The organism is Streptomyces sp. C1-1, assembly GCF_050214755.1.
Classification (GTDB): Bacteria; Actinomycetota; Actinomycetes; order Streptomycetales; family Streptomycetaceae; genus Streptomyces.
Genome location: NZ_CP189826.1, coordinates 4,861,372 through 4,877,046 on the forward strand (window position 1 = coordinate 4,861,372; position 15,675 = coordinate 4,877,046).

Genomic DNA, 15,675 nt, shown 5'->3' on the forward strand with positions numbered 1-15,675 from the left:
GAAACGGGGGACGGGGTGGCGGAGCGTGCGACGCCGGACGAGTATCTGGACGGGTATGCCCAACTGCTGGCGGAGGTGTCGGCGACCGGCCGGCGGCTGACCCGCGACGAGATAGCGGCCCGGCGCGCGCTGGGCGAGCAGGCCGCCGAGGCCGGTCACGGGCTGCGCGCCCTGATCGTCGCCCACCTCGCCGCCACCCGGGCCGCCTGGCCGGCCACGCCCGGCTCCGCCGACAGCACGCTCGCCGCCATGACCCAGGTCGTCGACGCCTTCGCCGAGGGCTACGAGCACGCCCAACTGGTCGCCGTACGCCGGGAGGAGGCCGCGCGCCGGGAGTTCATCGACGACCTCCTCTACGGCCGCAGCGACCTCGGGCACCTCGCCGAACGCGCCGAACGCTTCGGTCTGCGCCTCTCGCACGCCCACGCCGTCGCGGTCGCGCAGGGCCCGACGGCCTACGACGAGGGCGCGCCGGTCCCCCGCCGGGTGGAGCACGCCCTCAACGCCCGCTTCGGCGAGCGCAACATCCTGCTCACCACCAAGGACGGACGGCTGTTGTGCGTCGCGCCCGGCGACCAGGACGAGGTCCTCGCCCACTTCGCCAAGCACGCGTACGCCGCCACGGACGGCTGCCGCGTCGCCATCGGCCGGCCGCAGCAGGGCCCCGGCGGGGTCGTCCAGTCCTACGAGGAGGCCCTCAACACCCTCGAACTGGCCGAGCGGCTCGGGCTGGAGGGGCCCGTGCTGCGCGCCGCCGACCTGCTGGTGTATCCCGTCCTCGCCCGGGACCGCCAGGCCATGGCCGACCTGGTGCGGGACGCGCTGGGTCCGCTGACCGCGGCGCGCGGCGGTGCGGAGCCGCTGCTCAAGACGCTGACCGTGTACTTCGACTGCGGGTGCGTCGCCGCGGAGGCGGCTCGGCGGCTGGCGCTGAGCGTGCGGGCGCTGACCTACCGGCTGGCGCGGATCCACCAGCTGACCGGGGCCGATCCGTGCGACCCCGGCCATCGGTACATGCTGCAGACGGCCGTCATCGGAGCACGGCTGCTGGACTGGCCGGCCAAGCCGTTGTGAGGGCTTGTCAGGGCTACAGGGCGGCCCAGTCCAGGGTCGCGCGGGTCAGTCGTGCGACCTCCTGCAGCAGGGACAGTCGCGCGGCGCGGATGTCCAGGTCGAGGTCCATGACGAGCACCTCGTCGAAGAAGGCGTCGATCGCCTCGGCCAGCGGCGCGGACGCGCCCACCAGCGCGGTGAGGTCGTCCTCCCGGCCCTTAAGGACACCGCGGACCGCCTCCACCGCCTCGGCCAGGCGCAGTTCGGCCGGTGCCGTGAGCAGGGAGCGGTCGGCGTCCTTGAGTTCGTCGGCGGGCAGGATGCGCACCACCCGCTGCAGCGCCGCCACCAGCGCGCCGAACTCGGCGGTGTCCACGTGCAGTTCGAGGGCCGCAAGCACACGGTCCCCCGTCGCCGGGCGGTCCGCCCACACCCGTACCGCCTGCACCAGGCGGTGTTCGTGGCCCGCGTCGGTGAGCTGCTGCTCGTAGCGGCGGGCGATCAACTCGGCTGCCTCGCTGAGGCGTTCGGCGGGGACCTCGATGCCCTGGGCTGTGTAGCGGGCGGCAGCCGCGCGCAGGCCGTCGCCCGCGCCGACGGCGGCCGTCGCCGGTACCGCGCGCAGGACGTTGACCAGCCCGATGGCCGCCCGGCGCACGCCGTACGGGTCGGAGCTTCCCGTCGGCACCGCGCCGATCACGAACATGCCGGTCACCAGGTCGAAGCGGTCGGCGAGGGAGAGCACGGCGCCCGCGTCGGAGGCGGGCAGGGCGCCGCCGGCCGAGCGCGGCAGCTCCATCTCGGCCAGGGCCCGCGCGACCTCCTCCGGCTCACCGGCGCGGCGGGCGTACTCCTCGGCCATCACCCCGGCCAGCCCGGAGAACTCGACGACCATCTGCGAGGCCAGGTCGAACTTGGCCAGCTCACCGGCGCGCCGGACGGTCGCCGTCGTGTCCTCGGAAAGGCCCGCGCGGCCCGCGAGTTCGAGGGCCAGGGCGGCGATGCGGGTGGCCCGGTCGGCGACCGTGCCGAGGCGGTCCTCGAAGGTCAGCTGGTCCAGGCGGGCGCGGAAGTCGGCGGGCGCCACCTTCAGGTCCGCCCGCCAGAAGAAGGCCGCGTCCTCGTAACGGGCGCGCAGCACGGCTTCGTTGCCCGCCCGCACCACGTCGTCGTCGCAGGCGCCGTTGGCGAAGGTGACGAAGAACGGCATCAGACGGTCGCCGTCCAGCACCGGAAGATAGCGCTGGTGCTTGCGCATCACGGTGGTCAGCACGCTCGCCGGAAGGTCGAGGTAGCGCTCCTCGAAGGAGCCGCGGACCGGGTGCGGGAACTCCAGGATGTCGGTGATCTCGTCGATCAGCCCGGCCTGCCCCGCGGCGTCGATACGGCCGCCGACCTCGGCCGCCAGCCGCTCGGCGCCGCGCACCACGGCGTCGTGACGGACCTCGCGCTCCAGCACGATGCCGTGCATCTTCAGGAAGTGGGAGTAGCCCTCGGCGGTGGTCACCTGGACGACCGGGTCGGCGGCGGTGCGGTGGACGCGGGTGGTGGTGCCGGAGGCCAGCGCGGAGACCGTCACGGGCAGCGGCGTGCGGCCGAGCAGGGCCAGCAGCCAGCGGACCGGGCGGGAGAAGGAGAGCGCGGGATCGTTCCAGCGCATGTTGCGGGAGGCGCGCAGGCCGGAGACGACCTCGGAGAGCAGGTCGCTGAGCACCTCGGTGGCCGGGCGGCCCGGCTCCTCGCGGGTGACGGCGACGTAGTCGGTGCCCTTGACGGTGACGGTCCGGACGGCGTCGTGCTCGACGCCCTGGCTGCGGGCGAAGCCCAGCAGGGCCTGCGTCGGGGCGCCGTCCTTGTAGGCGGCCGCCGCCTTCGGCCCGCGCACCGTCTTCTCGGTGTCCGCCTCGCGCGGCTCCACCCGCTCGACGGTGACGACGACCCGGCGCGGGGTGGCCATCACGTTGATCTGGCCGTGCCTGAGGCGGGTCGCGGCCAGCTTGGCGGTGACCGACTCGCGCACCGCGTCGGTGGTGGCGACGACGTCGGCGTACGGCAGTTCCTCCAGGCCGATCTCGAACAGCAGCGTCTCGGTGCCGGGCACGGTGGGCAGCGGAGCGCGCACGGCCGGGGCGGGCTCGGGGGCGACGCCGAGCGGGTGGCCGAGGGCGGTGCGGCGCGCGGCCCACAGCTTGGCCGACTCATGGGTCAGGCCGCGCATCAGGGAGAACGACTTGGCGCGCTCGGTGGTGCTGATCGCGCCGCGCGCGTCGAGGACGTTGAAGGTGTGGCTGCACTTGAGGACGTACAGGTACGCCGGGACCGGCAGCTCCAGGTCCAGCAGGCGCCGCGCCTCGGCCGCGTACGCCTCGAACAGCCGGTGGTTGGTGTCCACGTCGGCGTCGTCGAGGTAGTAGCGGCTCATCTCGTACTCGTTCTGGCCGAACACCTCGCCGTAGGTGATGCCGGGCGCGTAGGCGATGTCCTTGAAGTGGGAGACGCCCTGGAGGTTCATCAGGATGCGTTCCAGGCCGTACGTGATCTCGACCGACACCGGGCTGAGGGAGACGCCGCCCACCTGCTGGAAGTAGGTGAACTGGGTGATCTCCATGCCGTCCAGCCAGACCTCCCAGCCCAGCCCCCAGGCGCCGAGCGCGGGCGAGGCCCAGTTGTCCTCGACGAACCGGATGTCGTGGGCGGTCAGGTCGACGCCGAGAGCTTCGAGGCTGCCGAGGTAGAGCTCCTGCGGGTTGCCCGGGTCGGGCTTGAGGATCACCTGGAACTGGGTGTGCGTCTGCAGACGGTTGGGGTTCTCGCCGTAGCGGGAGTCGTCCGGGCGCACGCTGGGCTCGACGTAGGCGACGCTCCACGGCTCGGGGCCGATGACCCTGAGCGCCGTGGACGGGTTGGCCGTACCCGCGCCGACCTCCGTGTTCAACGGCTGCGTGATCATGCAGCCGTTGGCGCTCCAGTAGTTCTGGAGGGTGAGGATGGCGTCCTGCATCGTCAGCGGGGTCTGGCCGGTCGTCATGGGGCGTCATGATGTCACAGGGCCGACTTCCGTGACCTGCTGTTTCTCGGTGCGGACAGCCCGGCGGCAGCCGCTTCAGTTGTTCCAGCTCTCGTCGTACGGGTCCTTCGGCGTCGCCACCGGGGCCGCGGAGGCCACCTTCAGATAGGGGACGGGGCCGTTGTTCACCGGGTCCCTCGTCTGCCGCGCGGTGTAACTCCCCGTGATCTCAAGCCACTTGTCGGGTTGCAGGACCGGAGGGATCTTGCCGGTCAGGGCGATCTTCACCGGCTGCGCGTCGGCGGCGCAGCAGTTGAGGGCCATGCGGACGAGGTAGGGGGCGCCGGAGCGGTCGAGGGCGACGAAGCCGGTGACCTTGATCTCACGGCCCTTGAGGTTTCGGCCGTGGTCGTAGACGGCGCGGGTGGCGTAGTCGACCACGTTGAGGTCGAGCGGGCCGGTGGCGGGCAGCTTGTTGTAGCCGTACGGCTGCTGCAGGGCCGTGCCGGTGCGCATCGCGCTGTAGGAGCCGAGCGCCGGCGGGGCGACCAGGATGAGGGCGAGGAGGGGCAGGACGAGCAGCCAGGAGATACGGGGCTCGCGGTGGGTGTGCCCGTGGTCGTCGTGTGCGTCCCCGCCGTGGTGACCGTGGTCGTCGTGCGCGTCCCCGGTGTCATGGTCTCCGCGGCCCCGCCACTCGTACCAGACCGTCGCCAGCGCCGCCACGATCAGCACCGCGCCGGAGGCCAGCAGCAGCGGTTGCAGTCCGGCCTTGACGTAGCGCAGGTACAGATCGGTGAAGCCAGCGTGCAGCAGGGCCGCGCCGGTCAGGAACAGGATCGCCGCCTGCGCCTGCCGGTTCACAGCAGCACCGCCCCGGTCAGCACCGCGCCCGTGATCGCGAGGACGAAGGTGGCGGGCGCGAAGCGCAGGGCGAAGCCGCGGCCGAAGGTGCCCGCCTGCATCGCGAACAGCTTGAGGTCGATCATCGGGCCGACCACCAGGAACGCCAGCTTGGCCGTCAGTGAGAACTGCGTCAGCGACGCCGCCACGAACGCGTCCGCCTCCGAGCAGATCGACAGCAGGACCGCCAGGACGGCGAGCGCGAGGATCGCCACCAGCGGGTTCTCCGCCGCCGTGCGCAGCCAGCTCGCCGGGGCCACCGCCTTGAGCGTCGCGGCGGCCATGGCGCCGACCACCAGGAATCCGCCCGCGTGCATCACGTCGTGCCGGACCGAGTTCCAGAAGGCGGCGCCCTTGCTCGGGCCCTCGTAGTGGGAGCGTTGCGGTGTGCGCAGCCAGTCCGTGCGGCCGAGGCGCTGCCACAGCCAGCCCATCACGCAGGACACGAGCAGGCTGGCGACGAACCGGCCCACGACCATCTCGGGGTTGCGGGGGAAGGCCACCGCGGTCGCCGTCAGCACGATCGGGTTGATCGCCGGCGCGGAGAGGAGGAAGGCGAGCGCCGCCGCCGGGGTCACGCCCCGCCGCACGAGCGCTCCGGCCACCGGCACGGACGCGCACTCGCAGCCCGGCAGCATCGCGCCCGCCATCCCGGCGACCGGCACCGCGAGGGCGGGCCGGCTGGGCAGCGCCCGGGCGAAGAACGCTGGCGGCACGAACACCGCGATGGCCGCCGAGAGCAGCACGCCGAGCACGAGGAAGGGCAGCGCCTGCACGAGCACGGCGACGAAGACCGTCATCCAGCTCTGCATGACGGGTGCGTTGAGGGCGCCGCGGATGGGGCCCTGCAGCAGCACCAGCGTCAGCAGGACCATGGTGAGGACCAGCGGCGACCTGGACTCCGATCCGGACCTGGCCGCCGGCGTCGCCGTCGGTGTCGTCGTCGGTGTCGCCGTCGGTGTCGCCTGCGGTTCGGGAGCGGCGTCGCACGTCGGCTCGTGGGTGTCCGTGCCCGTCGGGGCTGGTCTGGTGATGGCCACGGGCGAGGTACCTCCGGTGGTGCGCTGCGGCGGTGCGCTGGTCCTGCTCCCCCTCAGTACGGCGGGAGCGGCGTGGACGTTCAGTGACCGTACGGTTTCTTCGCTGGAACCACCCGTCCCGGTGGGGCAGTCTTTCCCCTCGTGGCGAGCGTTCCGAATCAAGGTCAGCCGGACGATGGCGGGTCCGCGCACATGGTGGTCTGCGGCGACGACGGACTGGCCCACCGGCTGGCCGCCGAACTGCGCGGTGTCTACGGCGAACAGGTCACCCTCGTCGTCCCGCCCTCCGAGCGCGGTGTCCGGCTGCCGGTGGTGGGCCGGGCCCGCGCGACGACGACGGCGCTGCTCGACCGGGTGACCGCGGCCGTGGGCCGGGCGGGCGGGGCGGGCGGCGCCGAACCCGTCGGCGCCCAGCAGGTCGTCGAGGCCGCCGAGGCGACCGAGGCCGTGCTGGCCGAAGCCGGCGTGGAACGGGCCGCCACGCTCGCCCTCGTGTACGACGACGACGAGACCAACATCCGCGCCGCCCTCACCGCCCGCCGCCTGAACCCCCGGCTGCGGCTCGTGCTGCGCCTGTACAACCGGCGGCTCGGCCAGCACATCGAGGAACTCCTCGACCAGGCGGCCGCGTTGGCCGCGGGCGGCTCCGACGCCACCGGCTTCGACGCCTCCACGACCGTGCTGTCCGACGCCGACACGGCCGCGCCGGCGCTGGCCGCCACCGCCGTCGCCGGCACCAGCAAGGTCGTCCAGACCGACGGGCTGCTGCTGCGCGCGGTGGAGCGCACGCCGCGCCCCGGTCAGCTCCCGGCACCGGGTCTGGCCACGCTGGCGGTGCTCTCCAGCAACGACCCGGCCGTGGCCGACGGCGGCGAACTCGGCGCCGATCAGGAGCCGTTGCTGCTCCCCGACGCGGCGGCGGTGCGGCGTGCGACCGGGCGCGGGACGGTGGTGCTGGAGCAGGTGTCGTACTCCGGGCCCGCGCTGCCGCCGGCCCGAGGTGCCGTGCCGTTCGCGTCTCTGTTCTCGCGGCGGCTGCGATGGTCCCTGGCGGGCATGGCCGCGTGCGTGATCGCACTCGCCATCGCCCTGTCGGCGGTGACCCGGATGCACCCGCTGCGGGCCTTCTACCTGACCCTGCTCGACCTCTTCGCCATCGACGACCCCGCCATCGGACAGCCCCTCGGCCGCCAGATCCTCCAACTCCTGTCCGGACTGGTGGGATTGCTGCTGCTGCCGGTGCTGCTGGCCGCGGTCCTGGAGGCGCTGGGCACCTTCCGCACGGCCTCCGCGCTGCGCAAGCCGCCGCGCGGGCTGAGCGGGCATGTCGTCCTCCTCGGGCTGGGCAAGATCGGCACGCGAGTGCTGACCCGGCTGCGGGAACTGCAGATCCCGGTGGTGTGCGTCGAGTCCGACCCCGACGCGCGGGGCCTGGCCACGGCCCGGCGGCTGCGGGTGCCCGTCGTCCTCGGCGACGTCACCCAGGAGGGCGTCCTGGAGGCCGCCAAGATCCACCGGGCGGAGGCGCTGCTCGCGGTGACCAGCGCGGACACGACCAATCTGGAGGCCGCGCTGTACGCCCGCTCCGTGCGGCCCGATCTGCGGGTGGTGCTGCGGCTGTACGACGACGACTTCGCGACCGCCGTGTACCGGACCCTGCGGGCCGCCCATCCGCGGGCGTCCACCCGGAGCCGGAGCGTGTCCCATCTGGCCGCCCCCGCTTTCGCCGGGGCGATGATGGGGCGCCAGATTCTGGGGGCGATCCCCGTCGAGCGGCGGGTGCTGCTGTTCGCCGCGGTGGAAGTGGACGGGCACCCGCAGTTGGAGGGGAAGACGGTCGCGCAGGCGTTCCGGGCGGGGTCGTGGCGGGTGCTGGCGTTGGAACGGGGGGTGTCGGCGGCGGGGCGGCAGGAGCCGGCCGCCGAGGAGGCCTACGAGGACGGCCGGGGTGTCGGAGGTGCGGGGCTGGTGTGGGATCTGGACGACGCGTATGTGCTGCGGAAGTCGGATCGGGTGGTGATGGCCGCGACGCGGGTGGGGATGGCCGAGTTGCTGGGGCGGCGGCGACGGGAGCCGGCCGGGACGTGACCGGCGTCGGGGTCGGCCGGGTGGGTTTGGCTCGCCCGCGCCTGCGGGGTGCCGCCGCGCCCACCCGTGCCGCCCCAGCGGCACGACTGCCCGCGGCTAGGCCGTCTCGGCTGCCAAGTACCGCTCCGCGAATTCCAGTTCCAGGCGTACCTGCTTGATGCGTTCGTCCACCACCAGGGAACCGTGGCCCGCGTCGTAGCGGTACACCTCGTGGACCGCGCCCCTGGCCTCCAGGCGCTTCACGTAGTTCTCGATCTGGCGGATCGGGCAGCGTGGGTCGTTGACACCGGCCGAGATGTAGACGGGGGCCGTGACCTTGTCCACGTAGGTCAGGGGCGAGGACGCCTCGAAGCGCTCCGGGACCTCCTCCGGGGTGCCGCCCAGCAGGGTGCGGTCCATGGCCTTCAGGGCTTCCATCTCGTCTTGGTAGGCCGTGACGTAGTCGGCGACCGGAACCGCGGCGATGCCCAGGGTCCATGCGTCCGGCTGGGTGCCGAGGCCGAGGAGGGTGAGGTAGCCGCCCCAGGACCCGCCGGTGAGGACGAGGCGGTCGGGGTCGGCGAGGCCGGAGGCCACGGCCCAGTCGCGGACCGCCGCGACATCCTCCAGCTCGATCAGGCCGACACGGTGCTTGAGGGCGTCGGTCCAGGCGCGGCCGTAGCCCGTGGAGCCGCGGTAGTTGACGCGGATCACCGCGTAGCCGTGGTCGACCCAGGCCGCCGGGCCCGCCGCGAACGCGTCGCTGTCGTGCCAGGTGGGTCCGCCGTGGATGTCGAACACGGTCGGCAGGGGGCCGGTGGCTCCGGCCGGCTTCTGCACCAGGGCGTGGACACGGCCGCCGGGGCCCTCCACCCACACGTCCTCCACCGGGACCGAGCCCGGAGACTTCAGGCCGGGCGGGTCGAGGACGACCCCGCCGGTCGTGGACCGCACCGCCGAGGGCTCGGCGGCGGAGGACCACAGGTACTCCACGCTGCCGTCGGGGCGGGCCGTGGCGCCGGAGACGGAGCCGGGCGGGGTGGGGATCCGTTCCAGGGCGCGGCCGGCCAGGTCGTACCGGAAGAGTTCGCTGCGGGCCTCGAAGCTGTGCACGATGAGCAGGCCCGCGCCGTCCGGGTACCACTCGGCGCTCACGTCGCCGGGCAGCTCCAGGGCGAGGCCGGTCTCCTCGCCGGTCGCCACGTCCCACACCAGCGGCTCCCAGCGGCCCCGGCGCTGGTGGCCGATGAGCAGGCGGGTGTCGCCCTCGACCGGGGCGAAGCCCAGCACCTCCAGGCCCAGCTCCTCGGTGCCGTCCCTGGTGTCGTCGAGGTCGGCGACGGGGGTGCCGTCGGCGCGCAGGACCCGCAGCGCCGAGTGCATGGCGTCGCCGTGCTCGGTGTGCTCGATCGCGATCAGGGAGCCGTCGTGGGAGAGGTCGCCGACGCCCGCCGACTCCCGGTGGCGGTAGATCTCCGCGGGGGCCGAGCCGTCGCGCACGAGGTGGATCGTCGTGCCCTCCTCGTCCGTGGAGCGGCCGACGACCGCCGTGGCGCCGTCGCGGCCCAGGGCCAGACCGGCCGGGTAGGAGGCGTCCAGGCCCGGGGCGGCGAGTTCGTCGGGGCCGCCGTCGAAGGACTGTCTGCGCCAGACGCCGAACTCGTCGCCGTCCTTGTCGTCGAACCACCAGACCCATGCGCCGTCCGGGGAGAGCACGCCGTCCGTCGTGCCGTTCGGCCGGTCCGTGACCTGGCGCTGAACGCCCGTGGCCCGGTCCCAGGCGTACAGCTCGTACGTGCCCGTCGCGTTCGACACGAACAGGGAGCGGTCCGGGGCGTCCTCGGCCCAGTCGGGCAGCGACACCCGCGGTGCCCGGAAGCGCTTCTCCCAGTCGGGCATGTCCTCGTTCCGCTTGGGGGCAGCGGACCCGTTGCTCTCAGTCATGGCCCCATACTGCCTGCCCGCACGGACAATGCGCCGACAGGGTCCGCAGGCTGTGGATAACTTCTACCGCACCCTTACCGAACACACGTCCAAGCAGGTCGGTCGGCGGGCGCACCGGAGCGAACCCCGCGGCCGGGCCCGGCGCGGCGGCCCCGTACCGTGGAGGGCGTGTACCGGTTTCTGCTGACGCCCCGGTGGTGGGGGATCAACGTCTTCGTGCTGCTCGCCATCCCGTTCTGCATCTTCATGGGGTCATGGCAGCTGAGCCGCTTCGAGGGCCGGGTGCAGGACCACCGCCAGGCGACCGCGCAGGCCGCGGACAGCAAGCGGGAGGCTGCCCGTCCCCTGCGGGAGCTGCTGCCCGTGAACAAGGCCACGTCGGGCCGGCAGGCCACCGCGACCGGCCGCTGGGGCAGGCAGCTGCTGGTGCCGGACCGCACCCTGGACGGCAGGCAGGGGTACTACGTGCTGACGCTGCTGCGCGTCGACGGCGGCAAGGCGCTGCCGGTGGTGCGGGGCTGGCTGCCGGGGCCGGCGGACGCGGCCCGGGCCCCCGCCGCGCCGAGCGGTGAGGTCACCGTCACCGGCGCGCTGCAGGCGTCCGAGACGCCCGGGGACAACGGGGTGAGCGCGCGGGGCGGCCTGCCGGCCGGGCAGACCGCCGCGATCAGCGCGGCGTCGCTGGTGAACCTGGTGCCCTACGACGTGTACGACGCGTGGGTCACCCTGAACAAGGCGGACTCCGGGATGAAGGCCGTGCCGGCGAAGGCGCCGGCCGACTCCGGGCTGGACCTGAAGGCCTTCCAGAACCTCGGTTACACCGGCGAGTGGTTCGTGTTCGCCGGGTTCGTGGTGTTCATGTGGTTCCGGCTGGTGCGCCGGGAGGTGGAGTTCGCGCGCGACGCGGCGATGGGGCTGGTGAGCGAGACCGAGGCTCAGGACCCCGCGAGCAGCCCCGTGTAGTAGACGATTCCGGCGCACGCGTTCGGCACCGTCGCGGTGGCCGTGGGTGACCCCGCCTGCGTCGTGTGCGACACGATCACGCTGCCGTCCGCCGTGCCGTCCGTCCTGAGCATCTGGGTGGTCACGCCGCTGTCCGTGCCCGTGGACGTGGTGCCGGTGGTGCTACTGGTGGTGTCGCCCGTGGGGGACGGGTCGGCGGTGGGGCCGCCGTCCGTGGTGCCGCCGCTGTCGCCGCCGGTGCTGGGGCAGCTCTGGGAGGGCACCCAGGCGAACTTCACCTCGTAGGCCGCGCCGGGCTGCAGGATCAGTGAGGCGAGCTCGGTGGACGGGTCGGGCAGGCCGGCCGCCGCGTCGCCGGACACGTGCCGCATGGTGCTGATCTTCGTGGAGTCCGCGGCGCCGGCCGTCTGGAAGCCCACCGAGCCGAGGGCGTCGACCGTGCAGGAGGTGCTGGAGACGTTCACGACGCGGAAGGTGCCGTAGACGGTGCCCGCGGCGTCGGGGGCGGCGGCGCTGCCGGTGGCCTGGCCGAGCTGGCCGGCCGTGCAGACCGGGGCCGTCGCGGAGGTCGCCGAGGGGTCGGTGCCGGCGGTGCCGCCGGTGGCGGCACCGGAGTTCTTGCCCTTGCCGTCGCCCTTGGTGCCGTTCTTGCCGGCGTTCCCGGACTTGCCGGAGGTGCCGCCGGCAGTGCTCTCACTGCCGTTGGTTTTTCCCTGGTTCGCCCCGCCCTGGGCCTGTGAGGCCTGACCGGCGACGGACGGGTTGACGTCCGAGCCGGTGGAGTTGGAGACGTGCACCAGGGCCGGGACGGCGGTGCCGAGGAAGAGGGCCGCGGCCGCCATGCCGACCATCGCCTGCCGCTTGCGGGCGCGCCGGGCGGGCACGGCCCGCCGCAGGTGCTCCAGTGTGCCGTCGCGCGGCTCGACCGTCTGCACCGCCTGGTGCAGCATCCTGCGCAGAGCCAGCTCGTCCGAGTCGAACCCGTCGGGGCTCTGGTCGTCGGGGCCGTGGTTCACAGTTCCGTTCCCAGCGTGCGATTGCGTGTGCTCTTGCTCGTGCGGTGCCGTCGGCTCGTGCCAGGCGAAGGGTTCGTGGCGGTCTCGGGAGTCGGGTCCCTGGGCGTCCCGGTTCATGCCGGTGCCTCCATCGCGACGCGCAGGGCGGCGATGCCGCGGGAGCCGTACGCCTTCACCGAGCCCAGCGATATGCCGAGCGTCTCGGCGACCTGGGCCTCCGTCATGTCCGCGAAGTAGCGCAGCACCAGGACCTCGCGCTGCCGGCGCTGCAGCCCCTTCATGGCCTTGATGAGGGAGTCGCGCTCCAGCTGGTCGTACGCCCCCTCCTCCGCGCTTGCCATGTCCGGCATCGGCTTGGACAGCAGCTTGAGGCCGAGGATGCGGCGGCGCAGGGCCGAGCGGGAGAGGTTGACGACCGTCTGCCGCAGATAGGCGAGCGTCTTCTCCGGGTCGCGGACGCGCTTGCGCGCGGAGTGGACGCGGATGAAGGCCTCCTGGACGACGTCCTCGCAGGACGCGGTGTCGTCGAGCAGGAGCGCTGCGAGGCCCAGCAGCGAGCGGTAGTGCGCGCGATAGGTCTCGGTCAGGTGGTCGACGGTGGTTCCGGCCGCCACGACATCCTCGACGCCGTCGCGCTGACTGGGTATGCGGGTGGGCCGCGCTGCGGGCATGGGCGCGATCACCGGCATGCCGCCGGGCGCGCCGGGCATGCGGGGTCGGCTGCGCGTAGCAGCGCTGAAGTCGAGAACCTGGGCCACGTCAGTTGGACACACTTCCCCCCGTCAAGGTTGTACGTGCCGGGCGTCACTTTCGCGTCATGTGCCGCGACCGGCCGTCTCGCGTCAGGCAGCACAACCGACCGTGCGTCAAACGCCCTCATGCCTACCCGCTCTTCCCCTATATCCAGATTGACCGAGGTGTCCCCACACCTCGTACCGCGTCCCCGCCGACTCCCGGAGGCGCTCGGCCCCCTGGAGGACGTTCGGCCCCCTGAAGGGCGTTCGCAAAGACGCTCCCCGCCCTTCGCGCGGTTGCGGAAGAACGGGGAGGAAAATCTTCGGACGCCGACCGGGTCCACAGCAAGTGGTCCGGACCATGGACCGGCTCACACTTCGTTCAGAGATCATACAAACCGCCCCGGACCCACCGCCGGGGCGTCTCGGCTCACACCCGCTCGGCGGCCACCAGCTCGGCGATCTGGGCGGTGTTGAGGGCCGCGCCCTTGCGCAGGTTGTCCCCGCAGACGAACAGTTCGAGCGCGGTCGGATCGTCCAGCGCGCGCCGCACCCTGCCCACCCAGGTCGGGTCGGTGCCCACCACGTCGGCGGGTGTGGGGAACTCGCCGGCGGCCGGGTCGTCGAAGAGGACGACGCCGGGCGCGGTGGCCAGGATCTCGCGGGCCCCCTCCACGGTGACCTCGCCCTCGAAGCGGGCGTGGACGGTCAGGGAGTGCGTGGTGACGACCGGGACCCGCACGCACGTGACCGCGACCGGAAGGGCGGGCAGCCCGAGGATCTTGCGGGTCTCGTCCCGCACCTTCATCTCCTCCGACGACCAGCCGTCCGCACGCAACGACCCGGCCCACGGTACGACGTTCAGCGCGACCGGCTCCGGGAACGGCCCGGTGTTGTCGCCGACGGCCCGCCGCAGGTCGCCCGGGTGCGTCCCCAGCTCCGTGCCGGCCACCAGCGCCAGCTGCTGCCGGAGCGTCTCGACACCGGCGCGGCCGGCCCCGCTCACCGCCTGGTACGAGGACACCACCAGCTCGCGCAGCCCGAACTCGGCGTGCAGCGCGCCGAGCGCCACGATCATCGACAGGGTCGTGCAGTTGGGGTTGGCGATGATCCCGCGCGGCCGGCGACGGGCGCAGTGCGGATTGACCTCGGGGACGACCAGCGGGACCTCCGGGTCCATCCGGAAGGCGCCCGAGTTGTCCACCACGACCGCGCCCCGGGCGGCGGCGAGGGGCGCCCACCGCTCGGCGACCTCGTCGGGCACGTCGAACATGGCGACGTCGACCCCGTCGAAGGCCTCCTCGGTCAGCGCCACCACCTCGACCTGCTCACCGCGCACGGCCAGCTTGCGGCCGGCCGAGCGCGGCGAGGCGATCAGACGGATCTCGCCCCAGATGTCCGCGTGCTGGGACAGGATCTGGAGCATGACCGTGCCGACGGCCCCGGTTGCTCCCACGACCGCGAGCGTCGGCCGTCCGGTGCCAGACATCAGCGTCCGGTGCCCCCGTAGACGACGGCCTCGTCGCTGTCGGAGTCCAGGCCGAAGGCGCTGTGCACGGCGCGCACGGCGTCCGGGACGTCGTCGGCGCGGGTGACGACGGAGATGCGGATCTCGGAGGTCGAGATCAGCTCGATGTTCACGCCCGCGTCGGACAGCGCCTCGAAGAAGGCCGCGGTGACGCCCGGGTTGGTCTTCATGCCGGCGCCGACGAGGGAGATCTTGCCGATCTGGTCGTCGTAGCGCAGCGAGTCGAAGCCGATGCCGACCTTCGCCTTCTCCAGGGCGTCGATGGCCTTGCGGCCCTCGGTCTTGGGAAGGGTGAAGGAGATGTCGGTCAGCCCGGTGGACGCGGCCGACACGTTCTGCACCACCATGTCGATGTTGATCTCGGCGTCGGCGATGGCGCGGAAGATGACGGCGGCCTCGCCCGGCTTGTCCGGTACGCCGACGACCGTGACCTTGGCCTCGGAGGTGTCGTGCGCGACACCGGAGATGATGGCCTGCTCCACCTTCTGGTCCCCAATCGGCTCACTGCTGACCCAGGTGCCCTGCAGTCCGCTGAAGCTGGACCGGACGTGGATCGGAATGTTGTAGCGGCGGGCGTACTCCACGCAGCGGTGGAGCAGCACCTTGGAACCGGACGAGGCCAGCTCCAGCATGTCCTCGAAGGAGATCCAGTCGATCTTCTTCGCCTTCTTCACCACACGCGGGTCGGCGGTGAACACGCCGTCGACGTCGGTGTAGATCTCGCACACCTCGGCGTCGAGGGCCGCGGCCAGCGCGACCGCCGTGGTGTCGGAGCCACCGCGACCGAGGGTCGTGATGTCCTTCTTGTCGGCGCTGACGCCCTGGAAGCCGGCGACGATGGCGATGTTGCCCTCGTCGAGCGCGGTGCGGATGCGCCCCGGCGTCACGTCGATGATGCGGGCTTTGTTGTGGACGGAGTCGGTGATGACGCCCGCCTGGCTGCCGGTGAAGCTCTGGGCCTCGTGGCCCAGGTTTTTGATCGCCATGGCCAGCAGTGCCATGGAGATCCGCTCTCCGGCGGTCAGCAGCATGTCGAACTCCCGCCCGGCAGGCATGGGAGAAACCTGCTCGGCGAGATCGATCAGCTCGTCCGTCGTGTCGCCCATCGCGGAAACGACGACAACCACCTGGTTGCCGTTCTTCTTCGCTTCCACGATCCGCTTGGCGACGCGCTTGATGCCTTCGGCATCGGCTACGGAGGAGCCTCCGTACTTCTGCACGACAAGGCCCACGTGCGCTCCTCGCTCAGTCCCGTATATGTCGGCTCAGTTTAACGAGCGTCCGAAAATCCCCTCCGCGATATCGCATCGTGAGACCCCGTTCGGCTCGTGTTCCGGACAGCACCTGCCCCTCGAACGTCCGCACCACTCGGAAAGTGCCCCGGGTCACAATGACGGCTGGGCTCAGAATTCACGGGGAG

General features: G+C 72.5%; 11 protein-coding genes. 3 read left to right on the forward strand and 8 right to left on the reverse strand.

What is annotated here, in order from left to right:
• The first annotated feature begins 15 nt into the window (after positions 1–15).
• Entirely contained in the window at positions 16–1,074 is a 1,059-nt protein-coding gene (locus ACQF4J_RS22200; RefSeq protein WP_351570985.1) for a PucR family transcriptional regulator, read from the forward strand.
• A 13-nt stretch (positions 1,075–1,087) separates the two neighbouring features.
• On the opposite strand, the gene ACQF4J_RS22205 is transcribed toward ACQF4J_RS22200, so the two are convergent.
• From ACQF4J_RS22205 to ACQF4J_RS22215, 3 genes are all read right to left on the reverse strand, one after another.
• Positions 1,088–4,081 carry a glycine--tRNA ligase gene (locus tag ACQF4J_RS22205; protein ID WP_427166627.1) on the reverse strand — a complete coding sequence of 998 codons (2,994 nt, stop codon included), beginning with the start codon at positions 4,079–4,081 and terminating at the stop codon, positions 1,088–1,090.
• A gap of 75 nt (positions 4,082–4,156) precedes the next feature.
• A complete protein-coding gene (locus ACQF4J_RS22210; RefSeq protein WP_427166629.1) occupies positions 4,157–4,924 on the reverse strand; it encodes a TIGR03943 family putative permease subunit in 768 nt (255 codons plus the stop codon).
• The gene (locus tag ACQF4J_RS22215) at positions 4,921–6,003 is read right to left on the reverse strand and encodes a permease (protein ID WP_427166631.1); all 1,083 of its coding nucleotides are present in this window, start codon (positions 6,001–6,003) and stop codon (positions 4,921–4,923) included. Before ACQF4J_RS22215 ends, ACQF4J_RS22210 begins: the two co-directional genes overlap by 4 nt.
• 192 nt (positions 6,004–6,195) lie before the next feature.
• Between ACQF4J_RS22215 and ACQF4J_RS22220 the strand changes: the two genes are divergently transcribed.
• Positions 6,196–8,091: an NAD-binding protein gene (locus tag ACQF4J_RS22220; protein WP_427166632.1), complete on the forward strand. Its 1,896-nt coding sequence runs from the start codon at positions 6,196–6,198 to the stop codon at positions 8,089–8,091.
• A gap of 96 nt (positions 8,092–8,187) precedes the next feature.
• Here the strand turns inward: ACQF4J_RS22220 and ACQF4J_RS22225 are convergent, their stop codons facing one another.
• Positions 8,188–10,014: a prolyl oligopeptidase family serine peptidase gene (locus ACQF4J_RS22225; RefSeq protein ID WP_427166634.1), complete on the reverse strand. Its 1,827-nt coding sequence runs from the start codon at positions 10,012–10,014 to the stop codon at positions 8,188–8,190.
• A 168-nt stretch (positions 10,015–10,182) separates the two neighbouring features.
• Here ACQF4J_RS22225 and ACQF4J_RS22230 point away from each other — a divergent pair, with 168 nt between their 5' ends.
• Positions 10,183–10,977, forward strand: a complete 795-nt coding sequence (locus tag ACQF4J_RS22230; protein WP_351801398.1) for an SURF1 family protein — start codon at positions 10,183–10,185, stop codon at positions 10,975–10,977.
• Here ACQF4J_RS22230 and ACQF4J_RS22235 read toward each other — a convergent pair.
• From ACQF4J_RS22235 to ACQF4J_RS22250, 4 genes are all read right to left on the reverse strand, one after another.
• A complete protein-coding gene (locus ACQF4J_RS22235) occupies positions 10,950–12,110 on the reverse strand; it encodes a hypothetical protein (protein ID WP_427166636.1) in 1,161 nt (386 codons plus the stop codon). The two genes, ACQF4J_RS22230 and ACQF4J_RS22235, sit on opposite strands and share 28 nt — an antisense overlap.
• Entirely contained in the window at positions 12,107–12,703 is a 597-nt protein-coding gene (locus ACQF4J_RS22240; RefSeq protein ID WP_385229011.1) for a SigE family RNA polymerase sigma factor, read from the reverse strand. The genes ACQF4J_RS22235 and ACQF4J_RS22240 overlap by 4 nt, the downstream gene beginning before the upstream one ends.
• Positions 12,704–13,157: 454 nt before the next feature.
• A complete protein-coding gene (locus ACQF4J_RS22245; RefSeq protein WP_351570956.1) occupies positions 13,158–14,216 on the reverse strand; it encodes an aspartate-semialdehyde dehydrogenase in 1,059 nt (352 codons plus the stop codon).
• Positions 14,216–15,487 (reverse strand): aspartate kinase, encoded by a 1,272-nt coding sequence (locus ACQF4J_RS22250; RefSeq protein WP_351570953.1) that lies wholly within the window; start codon positions 15,485–15,487, stop codon positions 14,216–14,218. The genes ACQF4J_RS22245 and ACQF4J_RS22250 overlap by 1 nt, the downstream gene beginning before the upstream one ends.
• Between the last annotated feature and the right edge of the window lie 188 nt (positions 15,488–15,675).